Genomic DNA, 223 nt, shown 5'->3' with positions numbered 1-223 from the left:
CACAAAGATGTAAAACCAATCTATGCGAAACGCAAAGAAACGATTGAACGTGTATTCGCAGATGCAAAAGAAAAGCATGGCATGCGTTGGACAACGTTAAGGGGACTTAAAAAATTGTCGATGCAGGCGATGCTTACTTTCGCTGCCATGAATTTGAAGAAGATGGCTAACTGGACATGGCGAGGTTCAGAAATGGCATAATAAAGTGAGCTAAGAGAGGTCT

Annotated in this window: 1 protein-coding gene; it reads left to right on the top strand. The window is 42.2% G+C overall.

Annotated elements, in window-relative coordinates; translation table 11 throughout:
- The coding region (locus K9V48_RS30315; protein ID WP_224142373.1) for a transposase at window positions 1-201 on the top strand (201 nt) is incomplete at its 5' end.
- Window positions 202-223: the final 22 nt, after the last annotated feature.

The sequence above is a fragment of the Metabacillus rhizolycopersici genome (genome assembly GCF_020075705.1).
This window is presented reverse-complemented; position numbering and strand designations above follow the sequence as displayed.